An 18,466-nucleotide genomic window follows, 5' to 3' on the forward strand; every position below is an offset into this window, starting at 1 on the left:
CAAAGAAAAGCAGCGAATAAATCGCTGCTTTTCTTTGTTTAACACTTATAACAATTACAATATTTTCAATATAGATTATAATTTAGTTAGCATGCTTGCTGGCTCTAACCAATAAATGATCATCAAATAAAGAGGAGACTAGATATGACATATTGTAATATTCTATTTGATTTGGATGGAACACTAACGGATCCAAAGATTGGAATTACTAAATCTGTCCGTTATGCATTAAACAAAATGAGTATCACGGTAGACAGTCTGGAGGAGCTGGAAATATTCATTGGTCCGCCCTTAGGTGTTTCTTTTCAGGACTTCTATGGGTTTGATGAAGTAAAGTCCAAAATCGCCATCGAATACTACAGAGAGTATTTTAAAGTAACGGGGCTCTATGAAAATGAGGTATATGAAGGCATCAGAGAATTGTTGGAACAGCTTAAAAAGGATGCTCACGTCCGCCTCTTTGTAGCAACCTCCAAGCCTCAGATTTTTGCACAGCAGATAGTAGACCATTTTGAGTTAAGTTCGTATTTTGAATATATTTGTGGAAGTGAATTGGACGGAACGAGATCAGCAAAAGCGGAGATAATCGGTTATCTTCTTGAAAATTTCAATCTGAACCCGGAAGAAACGATAATGATTGGAGATCGCAAACATGACATCATAGGGGCTCACCATCAGAACATTGCATCCATCGCCGTTGGTTATGGATTTGGGAGTAATGAAGAACTAGTAAATATCAAACCTACCTATTTGGTAAAAACCATTCAAGAATTAGGATCATTGTTAACTTCAAATCACAGTGTAATAATAAGTTAAGACTACAAAACAAATTCACCTAGTACAGGAGGAGAATCTAGTGGTTACCCACCAAAAAATGACGTTAGAACAAGTTCATAAACTGAAAGAAATTGACCGTTCAGAGAAGATTGATCTTATATATGAAATGAATAATAACGAGTTAGTGGAAGTCAATGCGAACCACGAATGTCCAAATTGGGATGAAGCACTATTAGATGAGATACAAGAACGATACTTACTTGAGTTAAACAACGGGGGGATTGCAATCGGTGCATTTGATGGAGAACTGTTAATCGGATTTGGGGTTCTTGCTCACAAGTTTAGAGGAGAAAACCAGGATCAACTTCAGGTGGACTTAATGTATGTATCTAGGAACTACCGGAGACAAGGCATTGGAACTCGAATTCTAAGCGAATTAGCAGATGAAGCTAGAGCCAGAGGAGCCAAAACGCTGTATATTTCATCAACTGAAACGAGGTCCGCTGTTTCTTTTTATAAAAATTACGGGAGTCAAATAACAGCCGAGGTTGATGAGGAGCTCTTTAATAAAGAACCTAAGGATATACATATGATTAAAGAGCTGTAGTTCGAAAGTAAAGGAACGAAGAGTCGGTTGAAACGCATTTACATGTACTCTAGTAATCATTAAGATGATTTCATATTTTTCATATTTCATGGAGACCTCGTTTACCCGAGGTTTTTTATGTTGCAATTAGATCCAAAATCTTGAAAAAACATCCTAGAATTCAATAATTAAAACGCTTACAATTTGAATTGAAAACATGAATAGACTATTCATGGAACCACTAAAAGGAGGAAATGCAATGTTAAAAGGGAGGCGAATGATGATGGTTTTGCTGAGTCTTTCTATGATGCTCATTACTATGGGTTCGTTTGGTAATAAGCCAGCAGAGGCTGCGCCAAGTTTTGCAAAGGGTGCAGATATTAGCTGGGTAGCAGGAATGGAAGCACAAGGATACAAATGGAAGGATAAGAATGGTGTTACGAGAGACGTGCTAGAGATTCTGAAGAACGATTATCAAATGAACTCGGTTCGATTGCGTGTATGGGTAAATCCAAGTATGAGTGATTATGCAAACGGTTACATGAATGCAGAAAAAGCGGCCGAACTCGCACTACGAGCTAAGAATCTAGGAATGAGTGTCATGCTTACCCTACATTATAGTGATTCTTGGGCAGATCCAGGGCAACAAAATAAACCATATGCGTGGCGTAATTATACTTTTCAACAGCTAATGGATGCAGTATGGTCTCATACTGTCTATGTGATGAACACAATGAAGACTAAAGGAGTTACCCCTGATTGGGTTCAGATCGGTAACGAAACCAATGACGGGATGTTATGGAATGATGGAAAAGCATCTGTAAATATGAAAAACTATGCATGGCTTGTGAATACGGGACATAACGCAGTTAAGTCGGTTAGCAGCAGTACAAAGACTATCGTTCACTTGGCAAACGGGTATGACAGTGCAGTTTTTGATTGGAATATTGGAGGGCTGATTGCGAACGGAGCGAATTTTGATGTTGTAGGCATGTCCTTGTACCCGTCTTCCACAGATTGGTCAACGAAAGTAACGCAGACCATTACGAATGCAAATCAAATGATTTCGAAGTATGGCAAAGAGGTAATGATCTCCGAGATTGGTATGGACTATAACCAGCCGGCAGCTGCGAAAAGCTTTATCTCAAAAATAAAAAATGATGTTCGAAATATTTCAGGTGGTAAGGGACTGGGTGTCTTTTATTGGGAACCACAAGCAACACCAGGTTATAATGGGGGATACGCGAAAGGTGCATGGCAAGCTGACGGTAAGCCAACGATTGCTTTAGATGGATTCTTGAATTAATAGTAAAAAGCGGGCTTGTTTGTTTCATCACAAGTCCGCTTTTTTGTAAGTTCTTATTCATAAGTTTATAGAGAATGGTTATGGTGATTATTATCAAATGAGCGTATCCATTTAAATCTATTTACTTTAATGAAAGCTACGACACATTTGAGGATTTGATCGCTCTTGAGCACAGCAAAGGTAATGATTGGTGAAAAATGAAAGACGAATGCTGACAAATAGGAAAGGGGTAAGACTAAGAAAAACATAAAGATGAAATCGTTATACAAAGTGAATTTCGTATCTCCGCCACTTCGAACAATCCCTATTAATGTAGGCATTTGATACGCGGTACCGCAAACGGTAATGGATAATATGGTCATGAACTGTACGGCAAGAGCTTTAGATTCATCAGATATTGCGTAGAACGAGAGAACATGATCTTTTGTAAAGAATAAAACGAGCCCTGTGATGATTCCAATGAGTACAAATAATATTTGCAACGTTTTACTATAAGCTTTTACTCTGTCTAAAGCACCTTCACCTACAGCTTTCCCGATAAGAACTGCAGTTGCGCTGGAGGAAGCGTAAATCACGACAGTTACTAACTGAAAAATGGTCGTAGCTACGCTATTTGCTGCGATGGATGCTTCTCCCATATGACCAAGAATACCTGTTTGTATGCCCATGGCACCTGCCCAAATAAAATTAGCGATTAAAATAGGTGAACCGATTTTTAAATATTGCTTCAACATGGGCAGATCTATTTTTACATAATCAGTAAAGGTGAACTTTAATGGGATCTTTGCTTTTTTAATAAATAGAATTACGATTATCGTTTCGATAACTCTTGCAATTAATGTACCAATGGCTGATCCGCTGATCCCCATTCTTGGAAAACCAAAATGACCATAAACAAGCAGATAATTCAAACAAATATTAATAACAAGCGTAGAAAGGGAAACCATTAATCCGATTTTTACAATTTGCATACTTCGTAGCGAAGCTAACAATATATTCGTGATGGCAAAAAAGACATAGGAAAACGAAATGATTTTTAAATATTGTGCGCCTTCGGCAATAATGCTTTGCTCATTCGTTAATAACGATAGACATTGGGCAGGGAAAAAATAGACAACAATCCATATGCTCATACTAAGAGTGAGTGCAACTGCCATCCCTACGCTGCTAATTTTCTTCATCGGATTAAGCTGATTAGCTCCCCAAAAACGAGATCCTAGAATGACAACGGCTTCAGAAACCCCCATAACGAGCATAGATACAAAAAATTGAATTTGATTCGCAAGGGATGCCCCAGAGAGAGCGGTTTCACTATATCCGCCGAGAATCACATTATCCGACAGATTTACTCCGATCGTGATCACATTTTGAAGACCAATAAAAAAAATCAACTTGAAAAAACTTTTATAAAACAGACTTTCGCGGACAAAAAGACTCATGGAGTCGTACTCCTTAAAGTGATTAAATTGGTAATTAAATTGTAATCAGAAATCCTTTTTTCCTACACCATATTATATTTATGCAACCTCCCCGAGAAATAACTTTTCAATCACATGAACTTAGAACATGTAAATTATAGTAAGCATTAGTTGATATTCTAACAATAGTCAAAACAAATGAATTAGACAAGAATAAAGTAACTTATTATAATAACACTTATTAAAACTGTTTTAATAAGTGGAGGAGTGAGAAATGAATCAAATCACGAACAACTCGATTCGAGTCAAGAAGATTAATCAAGAACTGATTAAGCAAGCTTTAAAATCCATGGAGTATGGAACAAAATCAATGATTGCAAGCGCTACTGGACTCAGCGTCGCCACCTGTGGAAATATTCTTAATGAACTTCATGAGTTAGGAGAAGTCATCGAAACCGAACTTGAAGGATCAAGTGGAGGACGCCCAGCTAGACGTTATGTCTACAATGTTAACTTCTCATATGTTGCCTGTATCTATGCCAAAGCGGAGATCGATAAACAATCGTTAACTTATACAGTGTCTAATTTGGCAGGTGAACCTATTGAACACGGATATATTGAATTAGCTGAGGTTGACGCGTCTGCAATTGATAGCTTGATCGGAGAAATGATTGAAAGAAATAATCATATCAAGGCAGTGGGTATCGGGATCCCAGGGGTAGCTCATCAAGGGATAATTACCATCTGTGATATCAAAAAACTGATAAATGTCCCATTAGAAGCTCAAATTAGGACAAAGTATGAGGTTGAAGTGATCATAGATAATGACATGAATTTGACTGCATATGGTTTTTATAAAAAGCAAGATTACGATGAGGATAAGACGATTGCTGTGGTTACTTTTATCGAAGGTAGTTTTCCAGGTGCCGGTATCATGGTCGATGGCCATATTCATAAGGGGAATACACGTTTTGCAGGTGAAATCTCATTTTTACCCTTTGGAATATCTCGGGAGGAGCAATTTAAGCAACTTCATCAACCGGACACCTTTATTCCACTAGCTTCGCGGGCGATCGTAAGTTTGATTGCGATAATCAACCCTGAAACGATAGCCCTAACCGGGGATATGGTCAGTATATCTGATGTAGATCTTATTTTTGAAAAATGTCTTGAGGATATACCAAGTATACATATGCCTGAGCTTATCGTGTTGGAACATCCCGATGATGATTATATGAATGGGCTGGTTGCTATGACACTTGAAAGTTTAGCCTATTCTTTGCAACTTGTAGAGAAGCGGCGATAGGGAAATCGATGAAAGCTGAACTCACCTTGAATCCTGAGTCCATCCGGTATGGCGTTTTGTTGGTACTTAAAGATACGTTAACTTAACACGAAGGAGAAAGATCATGACAACGATAACAAAATCAGAAAAACAAAAAATGCTGGATGGGGAACTGTATTTGGCTTCAGATCCACAATTGACACAAGAAAGAGAACGAGCTAGAAAATTAACACGTATGTATAATCAGACAATAGAAACCGATAGCGAGTCACGCACTAAGATTTTAAAAGAACTTTTCGGCTCGACGGGTGAAAACCTGTATATGGAACCTAATATTCGCTGTGATTATGGTTCTAACATTCATGTTGGAGAAAATTTTTATGCTAACTTTGACTGTACCATTCTTGATGTATGTGAAGTACGTATAGGGGACAATTGCATGATCGCACCTGGTGTACATATCTATACTGCCTCCCATCCACTGAACCCTTTTGAACGTATTGCAGGTCCAGAGTGCGGGAAACCAGTAACCATAGGGAATAATGTATGGATTGGTGGTAGAGCAGTTATTAATCCTGGTGTTACTATCGGAAATAATGTCGTGATTGGTTCCGGGGCAGTGGTTACCAAAGATGTGCCTGACAATATGATCGTTGGTGGAAATCCCGCGAAAATAATTCGAGAAATTGAACTATAGTATTCTAATAAAAATCTTAGCAATAAGAAGAGTCCAATATTGGACTCTTCTTTGTTTTACTCATAACTTTTTAAATTTTAGAAGATATGTGGTTGTAGATTGACGTATAAAAACTCCTTTATATATGAGTAACAAAAATAATCGAAGTAGAAAGGAGCTTCACCAAATGAGTGATGAGAAAAGCACGGAACAAGGAATACAAGATGAATTTATGAGAAGCGCAGCAGCAGAGGATGTTGTACTCCCTCAAGATCCAGGTGAATGGGGAGATACCATTGGGGAACTGGAAGAAGAACTCCCACAAGACCCGAATGTGTTGTTAATGGATGTGGATGCAATTTATGCACTATGAGAAATAAATCATAAGAGAAGGAGGAAGTGAGATGTCTTTACGAATGAATATGTTGAACACGGCAATATCCCAAATCGGTAATCTGGAGGGAGCTAACAATAACAACAAGTACGGTGTATGGTATGGCCTTAATAATCAGCCTTGGTGTGCCATCTTCGTCAGCTGGTGCGCTACGAATTCAGGAAATATGAATTTTGAAGGTGGACGTCCCCTTTTTGCCAAAAGTGCAGCAGTACGAGAACATAGAAGGTTTCATGAAGCGTTTGGAGAATATATGGGCAAATCATCCTTTATTGATTATATCGGGAACGATAAGAAGAGAATAGCTCGAGCAACCGGTTGTCTCATCTTTTTCAGCGGAGATTCTCACATTGGTATCGTTGAAAGATATGATCCTACCAACCGTTCCGTCGTCACCGTGGAAGGTAATACATACCTCCCATCTAAAGGCGAGAACTATCAAGGAGTGTTCCGCAGATACCGGAATATGTCGGACGGGAATATTGTAGGTTTTGCTATTCCTTATTATGAAAATTACGATACGGATTATGGAGGAGGGTCTGGCGCAGGGGTCAAACCAGCGGAACCACCTTACGGAAATAGTGGAGGAAGCTCTGTCGCATTTCCGGGTAGCCGTTATTTTTACATCGGAGCGAACAATAACTACGTAACCTTGCTAGGTAAAATGTTGATTCACGCAGGGTACTCCAGCTATTATCAAGTGGGTGCCGGTCCCCGATTTACGGAAGCGGATCGAAGTGCTTGTGCTGCCTTTCAGCGTGCGCAGGGCTGGAGTGGGAGTGATGCGGATGGGTATCCAGGTTCTTCGACATGGGAACGTCTAACGACCGCTTATTCAGGTGGTGGAGGAGGCGGTATTAACTGGCCGCCGTCTTTTCCAGGTGATTCTTACTTCCGTACAGGTGCCTCCAATGCCTATGTTACTCAATTGGGCGTGCAACTTGTCAAAGCTGGCTTCGGAAGACATTATACCGTTGGTCCAGGCCCAACGTGGGGAGAAGCTGATCGTTTGAATTGTCAGGAGTTCCAAAAAGCGCAGGGCTGGACAGGTAGTAACGCAGACGGTTACCCGGGTCCATCTACATGGCAGCGACTGTTTGATGTTACTGGAAGCACACCGAATGTATCTTCGTTTCCAGGTGCTCATTTCTTTGGACCAGGAGCAAATAATGAATACGTTACCAGCATGGGTAAACGTTTGACTACGAAGGGATATGGGCAATATTACTCCGTAGGCGCGGGACCTAAGTGGAGCGACTCAGACCGAAATGCCTGTGCTGCGTTTCAACGTTCCCAAGGCTGGAGTGGTAGTGATGCGGATGGAATACCTGGCCCATCTACGTGGACAAAGCTTTTTGCCTAAATTATTTCCATTGATAACAAAAGATGCTCATTGAGAGCATCTTTTGTCTATACATAGAGTGGATAGAACGATAAATTAAATGAAATTTGATTCTATATATGATTTTTATTATGCGTTAGTAAATTCAATTAAAAATCTCCTATCTCCACTAATCATGAGCTATAATTATGTTAGGAATTACTCCTCTTCCTTCTTTCCATTTCACCAAGATACTTATAGAGAATACGAGATGAACCTACATGAATAAAGAGGGGGAATAATGAATGGTGGAGATTGTGAGGGGTGATATTGCTCAAGCGAATGAGGATATCATTGGTCACCTAGTAAGTTGTAAGGGAGTTATGGGAGGCGGTATTGCAAAACAAATTAAAAAAGAGTACCCAGAAGCGTATTCTTCTTATATCACGCTAACAAATAGTGAAATTTCTTTATTAGGACAAGTTCAATTCGTACAGACAAACGGAAAGATCATAGCCAATCTGTTTGGACAGAAATATTATAAAAGGGGTATCTTACGTAAGAAGCAATCGACCAACATGAGAGCATTAGAAAAGGCTCTAATTGAACTTCGCAATTTTGCTGAAGATCATCGTTATTCTATCGCATTACCTTATCGAATTAGTTTTAATCGCAGCGGTACGGAGTGGAAAGAAGTTCTGAAGATGATGGATAGAGTGTTCGATAACTATCCGGTAACCTTGTATTCGATTATTGAAATAGAGAATAGAAGTTAGGTATTTACATAACTATGAACGTAACAATTAGTTAAACTGGCTACAGCATATCAATTTAGAAATCATGCTCAATAAATAATAAGCTTTTCAACTACCAACTAGCCGTCATGATGACGGCTTTTTTGCTGTGGATTTTACAATTATAAGTGTTCTCTACACCTTCCTAACAAGGAATGAATGGTAGACTGAAGTCATCATCAAGAATACATGTTTGATAAGGAGCCGAATGAACTGAAGCCCAGTTACATTTGAAGGAGGAATTTATGATGTTAGACGTGTTTAACGTATCTGAAACATTATTGAATCATATAAAGATGAACTATCCTGACGATATTGCGATTGTAGCTTATTACGGTTCATATGCACAAGGAACGGCTAGCAAGCGTTCTGATTTGGATTTCTTTTTCATCCCAGCCACCTCCAAAGGTTATGATGCAAGCATTCAGTTTCTTATTCATGATATTAGTTTCGATTTTTGGCCAATAAGCTGGGAGCGCGCGGAAAGTATGGCTTCGTTTAACGATTCAAAAACAACGATTATTGCAGATTGCAAGCTGCTTTACGTTCGATCAAACGAAGATGGTGAACGATTCATGAAATTACGTGATACGATTTCCTCTTTCCAGGAGCCACAACATAGGCTTACATTGCTGGAAAAATCAGAAACGGAACTAGGAAGTGTGTATATTCACTTATATAAGCTAAATAAGGCGGATGACTCAGAAAATATTACTTTTTACCGAACGGAAGCTCACGCGGTATTAACGAAAGTGTTGCAAAGCCTTGCCCTCATAAATCAAACGTATTTTACGAAAGGGTTTGGTAAAAACAAGCAGCAAATTTTAAAATTTCCTCTAAAACCTGCTCATTTAGAGTCGTATATGCACACGATCATGCATAGCGAAGTGAAGAAAGATATTCTACAAGCTTGTGAGCAACTAACAGAGGATACTCTTGAACTCTTGATAGATCAAAAAGAGAAATATTCTCGCAATCCTTCATATCCAGATCGATTGAAAGGTTTTTATGAAGAAGAAAAGGGGACGTTGGATAAAATCATTACAGCTTGTGAGCAACATGATTACGAGACCGCTTTCTTCTCTGCTATCCATGCGCAGGAGACAATCGCTAGTTTTCTTTATTTCGCTGAAACGGGACATTGGCCATGCAATTTAACCTTAAATGCAGATTATCAGGACATATATAAACGTGTGGGGCTCCCAGAGCTTGTCACTCATCTTACTGCTCACGATTTATCTTTATTACAAGCAGAGGTTCAAAGTTTGGTATCTCTACTAGATAGCTATCTCCTTACGAAAGGTGTCGAGATCAATCAATTTCAAAATATCGAACAGTTTGAAGTCTTTCTAAAAGAGAAGGAAGGGATGTTTTTTAACTAAAGGTTAATTTTAACATTCTGTTGATCTTTCTCTGATCGTTAATTAACACTCCAGAGATACAATCATACATGTTGTCCTTTATTCATTAGAGAACAACAAATGGTTAACACGCCAACACCCCTAGACAACAAGGGATTATGCGCGAATATGATAAACGGTGGTGTTTATTAATGGTCTTATCAACAAAATGGTCACGTCTACTTACAATGGTTCCTCTATCTATTGGTATTTTAGCTGCTGCAATTGCACCAGTTAAGGTCTATGCAGCTCCAAACGTCAACGTAGCAACTTCGCAATCTGCTGAAGGCAGGTGGACGACTGGAGATTTACATGTACATACTTTTGAATCAAATGATGCACAAACGGGGCTTGAAACGGTTCTTGATCAAGCCTTTGACAAGTATAATCTGGATTGGGTGGCACTTACAGATCACCTACGTTTATCAGAGCGAGATGATGAAGGAGAAAAGATTGAGGGAGGCCCAATTCCTTTTTCCCAAGGGATGAATGAGTATCAGGTACCCAAAATTAAAGAACTTCAAGAACAAGGTAAATACGAAGGGAAGACGATCTTTTCTGGATTTGAATGGGATATGCCTACGCATGAACATGTGGGAGTAGGAATCGTATCAGATGAAGCTCACTCAGAAGAGGCTCTTAAAGCAGCGAATCAGTTTGAATATCTATTTACAAATAGAGATGCCTCTCTTTTTGATCCTTTAGATGTTGCGAAATGGGAGAAAGAAGACGACAGAGCTTATGAGACTCACGAAGATGCCCTTCAAGCGGTGGAATGGCTCAAAACAAATTATCCAAACACCAGTTACGCTATCTTGAATCACCCTTCCCGAATTGTAGGGAAATACACGATTTCTGATATAAGAGAGTTTAATGATTTGGCTCCAAATATTATGTTTGGTTTGGAAGGTATGATCGGTAATCAGATGGAACCGGATCGTGGCGGTTACAATACGGAATATGATAAAACGAACCCTTCGGCTGATTCGAAATCCCAAAATCGTTCCTATGGCGGTGTAGATGCTATGGTTGCCAAGTTAGGCGGCGAATGGGATGCTTTATTAGGAGAAGGACGGCATATTTGGAACTACGCTAATTCCGATTATCATTTCAAAACAATCGGTACGAACTCTAGCGGATATTTACCTGGTGAATACGCGAAAAACTATGTGTTTGTAGAAGGGGAAGGAATGCAGGCGGTCCTCGATGGAATGCGTTCCGGGAAGTCTTTTGCAGTGAACGGAGACTTGATTGATGCGCTTGATTTCTCTGCCTCGGAAGGTTCTGAGAAGGAAGAAATGGGCGGAGAACTTGAAGTGTCCCAAGGTGATGACCTTACGCTCACGATTCGGTTCAAAAGTCCAGAAACAAACCACTATGAAAATCCTGTGAATAGCGGCGTATCCGCAAATGTAGCGCCTAAAGTGGATCATATTGATCTGATTGCGGGCGATATTACAGAAAAGGCGAAGCCAGGAACAGATGCATATAACAAAGCTACCAATGATTCTACTAAGGTTATTGCTTCTTTTACTGAGAAAGATTGGACGACTGATGCAGAAGGATATCATGTTATTAAGTACGATATGAAAGATATGAATAAAGATCAGTATTTCCGTCTTCGTGGTACGAATTTAGGGATGAATGTTCCTGGTGAAACAGTGAACGGGGAGCCACAACTGGATCCTAAGATAGAGATTGAAGATGCGGAAGAGCGTTTCAACGCGATTAATGATCGTAACTACGAAGATCTATGGTTCTATTCGAACCCAATCTTTGTCGATGTACAAGAAGAGTCCAAATTTACAGATATCGACACGCATTGGGCGAAGGAATACATTAATAATTTAGCTGCAAAAAACGTAATTCAAGGCTTTCCTGATCAGTCCTTCCGTCCTGAGCAGACAGTAACACGTGCGGAGTTTGCAAGCATGCTTGTAAAAACGATGGATGTAAAGACAACATCAAAATCCATTACGTTTGCAGACGAGAGTGATATTCCAGCTTGGGCGAAGTCCGATATTACTGCAGCTGTTAATGCGGGATTGATTCAAGGATACGAAGAACATGGGAAAACGTATTTTAAACCGAATCAAAAGATTACACGTGCGGAAATGTCAGTGATGATCTTCAATGCACTGAAGGATACAAATCTTCCATCAGATGGTGAACTCGAGCGTTTTAAAGATGCGGATAAAATTCCAAATTATGCGAAATCTCCTATGGAAAGCATCGTATCTGCTGGTATTATGAATGGATACAGTGATGAAACGATTCGCCCAGCACGTACAGCAACTAGAGCTGAAGCGGCGAAGATGTTAATTCAATATTTAGAAATATCCGGGTAATTGAATACGTAGTAAGGGGATGTCCTGTCAGCCGAATGGCTATAGGGCATCCTTTTTTTCAGTGAAATAAGTAAGTCATATAATAAGTAAAATAATCTACGAATAGGTGATATCTGGTAGAAAGAGAGTTATACTTTACAAGAGCGCTACTAAACTATAACCCTAAAAGAGGTGCTAGCATGTCGCAAAAATACCAATACGTACCCCCAGCAAATGGATACCCAGAGTGGAATAATAATCCTGAAATTTATCAGTTAAATCGATTGAAAGCGCATACTGCATTCACACCATTTCATTCCTTAGAAGATGCACTCAGCGGTGATCCAGTTCTATCTACAGCTAGGCTTTCGTTAAATGGGCAATGGAAATTTAGTTTTGCTGAGAATCCTGAGAAACGCATCTCCCATTTTTATGAACTGGATTACGACGATAGCGAATGGCAAGAGATTACCGTTCCTGCACATTGGCAGTTACAGGGTTATGATTACCCGCAATATACGAATGTCAGATATCCATGGGAAGGAAAAGAAGAGATTTCCCCCCCTTTTGCTCCTACTGAATATAATCCTGTTGGTTCATACATACAGAAGTTTACTGTCCCTGATGCATGGAATGGGCAGCCAATTTATATTAGTTTTCAAGGGGTAGAGTCTGCATTTTATGTCTGGGTGAATGGAGATTTAGTTGGTTATAGTGAGGACACGTTTACTCCTGCTGAATTCGATTTGACACCTTATCTCAAGCCGGGAGAGAACAAACTTGCTGTTGAAGTTTATCGCTGGTGCGATGCGAGTTGGCTCGAAGATCAGGATTTTTGGCGAATGAGCGGAATTTTTCGGGACGTGTATCTTTATAGCAGGCCAATAGCACATGTTTATGATTTTAGGGCAGTCGCTGACCTTGATGATCAATATGAGCATGGACGATTAGAGATTGAAGCAGAGATAGTTCATACAATGGGTGGATCTCTTAATAAGTACCGATTAGAAGCGCAAGTTTATGATGCAAACGGTGAACAGCAACTAGAAACGCTAACAGCTTCACTAAACTCTGATCAAGAAGCTCCGCAGAAGCTAAGCCTAACAGCTCACGTACAGAATCCAATGAAGTGGAGTGCAGAAACACCCCATTTATATAAGCTTATTTTAAGTTTGTATGATGAATTCGGTACATTAGTTGAAGTTGTTGGTTGCAGGATTGGCTTCCGCCGGTTTGAGCTTAAGGATGGTTTAATGAAGATTAATGGTAAACGTATCTTGTTAAAAGGGGTAAATCGCCACGAATTCAATTGCGACACGGGACGTGTATTGAATGCTGAAGATATGATACGCGATATCCAGCTGATGAAGGCACATAATATTAATGCAGTACGAACTTCTCATTATCCAAATCAGACTTTGTGGTACGAGCTTTGTGATCAGTACGGACTCTATGTTATGGACGAGGTCAATCTGGAAACACACGGAAGCTGGTCTTATGGACAAAAAGAGGAAGGCGGTGCCCTTCCTGGAAGTAAGGCGAAATGGACAGAGAATGTGTTAGACCGTGCGAACTCCATGCTGCAAAGAGACAAAAATCATCCAAGCATCATCATCTGGTCTTTAGGAAATGAGTCGTTTGGTGGAGATAATTTTATTAAAATGGCTGATTTCATTCGTGCGCAGGATAGCACTCGACTAATTCATTATGAAGGTGTATTCCATTATCGTGCTTCTGAAGCCGCTTCTGATATTGAGAGCCAAATGTATACACCTCCGGCCAAAGTCGAGGAATACGCGCGAAATAACCCAAAGAAACCTATCATCCTATGCGAGTATAGCCATGCTATGGGTAATTCCAATGGGAATCTGATGAAGTACTGGGAATTATTTGAGAAATACCCCATTTTGCAAGGAGGCTTCATTTGGGACTGGATTGATCAATCGATACGCACAAAAACACCGGAAGGTGTAACTTATTTGGCATACGGAGGAGACTTTGGAGACACGCCAAATGACGGGACATTTTGTGGGGATGGTCTGATCTTTGCCGATAGGACAGTAACTCCAAAGCTGTATGAAGTGAAAAAATGTTATCAATACGCGAAGTTTGAATCAGTGGATGTGCTTGAAGGGCGCTACCGAATTCGTAATGGATATCTCTTCACAAATCTCAGTAATTATGATCTCGTATGGCAAATTTCTGAATCGGGTGTCGTGATAGAAGAAGGTGTATATGCCTTGGATGTACATCCCGGAGAAACAGTTGAAGTAACGTTGCCTTGTAGCTATACATCGCGTTTCATCCCAGGTGAAGAATATATAGTGACCTTATCGCTAAGAGAAAAAATGGAGACACTTTGGGCAACAAAAGGTCATGAAGTGGCCTTCAGTCAATTTTTACTGCAAGCTAGGACAGGATCTGCTGTTTCACTGGATAAGAATCTGAATTCTGACGAGACGAAAGAAACGATTACGCTCACGGGATTAGATTTTAAAGCTGTTTTTAATAAAGGGACGGGAGATTTGACGTCATATTCATATAATGGAGTAGAGTTAATCGGAGAGGTGCCAAAGCCAAACTTCTGGCGAGCAGTTACAGACAATGACAGAGGGAATAGACTTCCTGAACGAGCATCCACATGGCGTAGTGCAGGAGCGGGGCGCAGACTAGAAAATTTCACTTATCGAATACATGCTAATCAGGCCGAGATTGAAGTCACTTATGCACTGCCGACCACTACGATTTCATACAGTAAGCTGTTGTATCAGGTGAATGGAGATGGGGAAATCAGAGTTACGATGGAACTTATGCCAGGTCCAAATCTTCCTGAAATTCCGGAGGTAGGCCTTATGCTGAGGCTTCCCAATGGTTTTGAAAATCTGCGTTGGTATGGCAAAGGTCCACATGAGAATTATTGGGATCGTGCGGAAGGTGCGAAGATTGGCATCTATGAAGGGGATGTAAAAGAACAGCTAACTCCTTACCTGCGTCCACAAGAAAGCGGTAATAAGACAGAAGTTCGATGGGCCGAAGTCACTCGTCGAGACGGCATCGGTTTGCGATTTGAAGGGAATTCTTTGATCGAATTTTGTGCACTTCCGTATTCACCCGAAGAATTGGAGGCACATGATCATCATTATAAATTACCGAAAAGCAGCGGAGCGGTGATTCGAGTGAATTATCGACAAATGGGGGTTGGCGGAGACGATAGTTGGAATGCAAGAACGCATCCGGAGTTCACTCTATTTGCGAACCGAAGTTACATCTATCGTTTTTCTATCCAAGGGATACAAGAGAAATGTGAAAATGTAGTGGAATAAAATAAAGAGGAGCAGGCAAAGGTGCCTGCTCTTTTTTTCTTCCATGGTTCGATAACATGAATCTGCTCATCATTATAAATTTTACCATTCACTCGGTAACCGACCACCCAATAACGTTATAATTGGCAAGTTCGTACAAGATCCATGTATAATAATCGATACATAACCTAGATTTTATAATTAACGGATAGTAGTATGAATAAAGTTTGCAGATTACCTTTGTTTTGAATATGTATTCGAACAACGACATTCACATTCATGCACTACATTAAGAGAGGGAAATGATGATGACGAAAAAGATGTATTACGATTCTGCTTATTTGAGTCAGTGGGAGACAAATATTGTAGAAACGCTGGAGAAAGAAGATGGCTATTATGTTATTTTGGAAGAGACGGCTTTCTATCCGCATGGGGGAGGTCAGCCTTGTGATGTAGGATTCATTCAGGGCATACCGGTTCTTGATGTCGTAAGTGAGGCGGATGTAGTATTACATAAGCTTGAGCGTATGCCTGATGATAGTAAAGTTTCATGTGAAATCGATTGGAATCGAAGATTTGATCACATGCAGCAGCATAGTGGACAGCATTTACTCTCGGCGGTTTGCGTTGATTTATATGGGATGAATACCTTGAGTTTTCATTTAGGAACGGATTATTGCACGATTGATGTGGAAGCATCTGAGCTAAGTACAAGTCAGCTTGAATCCATTGAGCGTGAGGTTAATCGTCAAATCTATCAGAACCGTGAAATTCTAAGCTACTGGGTTACCGAAACAGAAGTAAAATCACTGAACCTTGTTAAGCAGCCAAAAGTGACAGAAAATATTCGGATTGTAGAAATCAAAGGGATTGAATACAACGCATGCGGAGGGACACATGTCTCTTCTACCGGCGAAATCGGGATGATCAAGTTACTCAAAATGGAGAAGCAAAAGGGAAATATCCGAATCTATTTTAAATCAGGTTATAGAGCCCTTGAGGAATTTAATGATTCCCAGCGAATATTAGGCACCTTGTCTGCAAAATTCAAAACCGGTAAGGATGAAATTATTCAACGGATCGAGAAATGGGAGCAAGAGCAAAAACAACTGCAAGCCGAGCTAGCCATCCTTAAAGAACAAAATAACGAATATGTAGCAGAGCAATTGTTAAATAATCAAGAAGGCTCTCTTATCGCATACAGATTTGAAGATAAGACGCTTAAAGATCTGCAGAGCTTGGCAACTAAAATCACTGCACATCGAGATGATGTCATGGTGTTGCTAGCGACTACTGCTGAGAATAAGGTTGTTTTAGCGCGGAGTAACCATTCTGGACACTCCTGTGGTGCATTTTTTAAAGAGCATCTAGGGAAATTTAATGGAAAAGGTGGAGGCAGCGAAGTTCTAGCACAAGCTGGATTCCCTACTTGGGAGGATGCTTTCGCTTTTTATGAATTCTCATCTCAGAATCTTAAATAACAAGGTAAGTACCCATCTAAATAAAATAAGGAAATACGGCGCAAAAAAGGACGAGCTGAAAATGCTCATCCTTTTTTATTTAGGCTGTTTTCGTATAGATTGTTGCTCTATTGAAAATACAATATAATGCTTTTTCAGGAGGCGTTCAATAATGTGGAGATATGTGTATGAAGCAGTCGGGGAAGTCACGGCTTTAATCAATTATCTGGCATCATTGAAAGTGATGAGACTTTCTTTCGTGAATCTTTAAAAGGCCGTAAATTTACACATCGCAAACCCAAAAAACGGGGAGAAAAGGATGAAAAACGAGGAATTTCAAATCAGAAAATTTCTGTAGTTGTAGCACAAGATCGAAATAACAATATTATTACAAGGTACGGCGGGGAGAGGTCGTGTAAAAGCAGAAGAAATTGATGTGGTTATTGGGGATTATATAGCCCATTTTTCTTTGTTATGCACAGATACAGCTACCAATTATAAAATGTTAGCAGCAGCAAAAAATCTTCAACACGAAACAATTAATCTTAATCAAAATCAACGAGTAAAAAAAGGGATATTCCACATATAACACGTTAATAACTTCCATCGCCGCTTGAAAGGATGGATGGAACGATTTCAAGGTGTTGGTACGTATTATTTGGATAGTTACCTCTACTGGTATCGTTGGCTTGAGTTACATAAAAACTTGGCATTTGAAAATCGGTTAGAGCAAATGTTTATTTCAGCTTGTCAAAAATCTAACTATTTCACAGTTGAAGCATTAAGAAAAGACCAAAAGCGCCTTTTATCAGATGCTTTTTAAGCAGATTCAGTGGTTTACTGTTACTCAACTAACAAAGAAGGTTTGTTATAAAAGGAGATTAAAAAAGTTCAACTATTATGTTGAACTTTTAATGCTTGTTACATATTTTCAAATTGGAGATATTCTAAAATATTTCCGAAGGGGTCTCTGAAACTAATATATTTTCCTGGAGGACAATTAGTTGGTTCATCTACAATAAATTCCACTTCTTTACCTTTTAAAAATTTCACCGTTTCATAAATATCTTCAGTTCTCAGTCCTAATACAACTCCTGTGATTTTATTATCTTGATTAAAGGTTGTATTATCGTTTGCTTCTAAAATAATTGGTAACTCTCCGTGTACAAGTGATGCAATATTAGGTCCATACTGCTTGTTTAATTCAAAACCTAAAGTATTGGTATAAAAGTCAATTGCTTTGTTTAAATTGGGCACGTAAATACTTATAACACAAACCTGATTCACTATTTCATCCCACCTATTCTTAGTATTAATGTAAATATTCTGCACGCATTTATGAGAACCCTTTATTTATTGTTTTATATAATTCCCTAAAATGATTGATAATGATAGATTGATATTGCATACTATATATAGT

At 39.4% G+C, this 18,466-nt stretch carries 14 protein-coding genes and 1 pseudogene; 13 read left to right on the forward strand and 2 right to left on the reverse strand.

Annotation, left to right across the window (positions count from 1 at the left end):
• Positions 1-144 precede the first annotated feature (144 nt).
• The 3 genes from KFT32_RS24790 (at position 145) to KFT32_RS24800 (ending at position 2,669) form a co-directional block, all read left to right on the forward strand.
• On the forward strand, positions 145-816 hold the full coding sequence (locus KFT32_RS24790) for an HAD family hydrolase (RefSeq protein WP_211750056.1): 672 nt from the start codon (positions 145-147) through the stop codon (positions 814-816).
• 40 nt (positions 817-856) lie between these two features.
• Complete coding sequence (locus tag KFT32_RS24795; RefSeq protein ID WP_211750057.1) at positions 857-1,384, forward strand: GNAT family N-acetyltransferase; 528 nt, start codon at positions 857-859, stop codon at positions 1,382-1,384.
• Between the two features lie 238 nt (positions 1,385-1,622).
• Entirely contained in the window at positions 1,623-2,669 is a 1,047-nt protein-coding gene (locus KFT32_RS24800; protein ID WP_211750058.1) for a glycoside hydrolase family 53 protein, read from the forward strand.
• Positions 2,670-2,734: 65 nt separating this feature from the next.
• Here the strand turns inward: KFT32_RS24800 and KFT32_RS24805 are convergent, their stop codons facing one another.
• Positions 2,735-4,108, reverse strand: coding sequence for an MATE family efflux transporter (locus KFT32_RS24805; RefSeq protein WP_211750059.1), 1,374 nt, complete (start codon positions 4,106-4,108; stop codon positions 2,735-2,737).
• A gap of 253 nt (positions 4,109-4,361) precedes the next feature.
• Here KFT32_RS24805 and KFT32_RS24810 point away from each other — a divergent pair, with 253 nt between their 5' ends.
• From KFT32_RS24810 to KFT32_RS24855, 10 genes and pseudogenes are all read left to right on the forward strand, one after another.
• On the forward strand, positions 4,362-5,393 hold the full coding sequence (locus tag KFT32_RS24810) for an ROK family protein (protein WP_211750060.1): 1,032 nt from the start codon (positions 4,362-4,364) through the stop codon (positions 5,391-5,393).
• A 103-nt stretch (positions 5,394-5,496) separates the two neighbouring features.
• Positions 5,497-6,069 carry a sugar O-acetyltransferase gene (locus KFT32_RS24815; RefSeq protein WP_211750061.1) on the forward strand — a complete coding sequence of 191 codons (573 nt, stop codon included), beginning with the start codon at positions 5,497-5,499 and terminating at the stop codon, positions 6,067-6,069.
• 166 nt (positions 6,070-6,235) lie between these two features.
• Complete coding sequence (locus KFT32_RS24820; RefSeq protein WP_211750062.1) at positions 6,236-6,421, forward strand: hypothetical protein; 186 nt, start codon at positions 6,236-6,238, stop codon at positions 6,419-6,421.
• A gap of 31 nt (positions 6,422-6,452) precedes the next feature.
• Positions 6,453-7,805: a peptidoglycan-binding protein gene (locus tag KFT32_RS24825; protein WP_211750063.1), complete on the forward strand. Its 1,353-nt coding sequence runs from the start codon at positions 6,453-6,455 to the stop codon at positions 7,803-7,805.
• 263 nt (positions 7,806-8,068) lie between these two features.
• Positions 8,069-8,539 (forward strand): macro domain-containing protein, encoded by a 471-nt coding sequence (locus KFT32_RS24830; RefSeq protein ID WP_211750064.1) that lies wholly within the window; start codon positions 8,069-8,071, stop codon positions 8,537-8,539.
• Positions 8,540-8,802: 263 nt separating this feature from the next.
• Entirely contained in the window at positions 8,803-9,939 is a 1,137-nt protein-coding gene (locus KFT32_RS24835; protein ID WP_249436126.1) for a nucleotidyltransferase domain-containing protein, read from the forward strand.
• Between the two features lie 170 nt (positions 9,940-10,109).
• Positions 10,110-12,305, forward strand: coding sequence for an S-layer homology domain-containing protein (locus KFT32_RS24840; RefSeq protein ID WP_211750065.1), 2,196 nt, complete (start codon positions 10,110-10,112; stop codon positions 12,303-12,305).
• Between the two features lie 179 nt (positions 12,306-12,484).
• Entirely contained in the window at positions 12,485-15,607 is a 3,123-nt protein-coding gene (gene lacZ / locus KFT32_RS24845; RefSeq protein ID WP_211750066.1) for a beta-galactosidase, LacZ type, read from the forward strand.
• A 287-nt stretch (positions 15,608-15,894) separates the two neighbouring features.
• On the forward strand, positions 15,895-17,067 hold the full coding sequence (locus KFT32_RS24850; protein ID WP_211750073.1) for an alanyl-tRNA editing protein: 1,173 nt from the start codon (positions 15,895-15,897) through the stop codon (positions 17,065-17,067).
• A gap of 183 nt (positions 17,068-17,250) precedes the next feature.
• Positions 17,251-17,869 (forward strand): annotated as a pseudogene (locus KFT32_RS24855) (IS1595 family transposase); the annotation flags it as partial.
• 98 nt (positions 17,870-17,967) lie between these two features.
• Here KFT32_RS24855 and KFT32_RS24860 read toward each other — a convergent pair.
• On the reverse strand, positions 17,968-18,333 hold the full coding sequence (locus KFT32_RS24860; protein WP_211750067.1) for a VOC family protein: 366 nt from the start codon (positions 18,331-18,333) through the stop codon (positions 17,968-17,970).
• Positions 18,334-18,466: the final 133 nt, after the last annotated feature.

It is taken from the genome of Paenibacillus sp. Marseille-Q4541 (assembly GCF_018310695.1).
In the GTDB taxonomy this organism is placed as follows: domain Bacteria; phylum Bacillota; class Bacilli; order Paenibacillales; family Paenibacillaceae; genus Paenibacillus.